This window comes from Ruixingdingia sedimenti, assembly GCF_031432425.1.
Classification (GTDB): domain Bacteria; phylum Pseudomonadota; class Alphaproteobacteria; order Rhodobacterales; family Rhodobacteraceae; genus Ruixingdingia; species Ruixingdingia sedimenti.
In genome coordinates, this window is the sequence record NZ_JAVKPH010000134.1 from 1 (window position 1) to 643 (window position 643).

1 protein-coding gene is annotated in these 643 nt (G+C 63.0%); it reads right to left on the minus strand.

What is annotated here, in order from left to right; all coding sequences use genetic code 11:
• Positions 1-39: 39 nt before the first annotated feature.
• Positions 40-643, minus strand: a 604-nt coding sequence (locus RGD00_RS23460; protein ID WP_310459639.1) for an IS3 family transposase, incomplete at its 5' end; no start/stop codon positions are given.

The following is a 643-nucleotide window of genomic DNA, read 5'->3' on the forward strand; positions in this document are numbered from 1 at the left end:
TGAACCGCGCCGGGTTTGCCGGAGGCTGATTTCGGTTAGTTACGCGGCCATGGCGTCAGTTTCCAGAGCGGCGTAGAAGTTGACCTCGGCTTCTGCGGGCGGGATGTTCCCGATCGGCTCGAGCAGGCGGCGGTTGTTGAACCAGTCCACCCATTCAAGGGTCGCATATTCGACGGCCTCGAAGCTGCGCCAAGGTCCGCGTCGGTGGATGACCTCGGCCTTGAACAGGCCGTTGATCGTCTCGGCCAGCGCGTTGTCGTAACTGTCGCCCACGCTGCCAACCGAAGGTTCGATGCCTGCTTCTGCGAGGCGCTCGGTGTAGCGGATGGACAGGTATTGGGAGCCGCGGTCGCTGTGATGAACCAGTCCCATGCCCTTGGCTGGCCGGCGTTCGTGGACCGCCTGTTCCAAGGCATCGAGGACGAACCCCGCATGCGCCGAGGTGCTGACACGCCAGCCGACGATCTTGCGGGCATAGGCGTCGATGACGAAAGCCACATAGGCGAACCCCTTCCAGGTTGCGACATAGGTGAAATCACTGACCCAGAGCATGTTGGGTGCCGGCACCCGGAACTGGCGGTTCACCTTGTCCAGCGGACAGGGTGCCTTCTTGTCGGGGATCGTCGTCCTGTGCGGCTTGCCC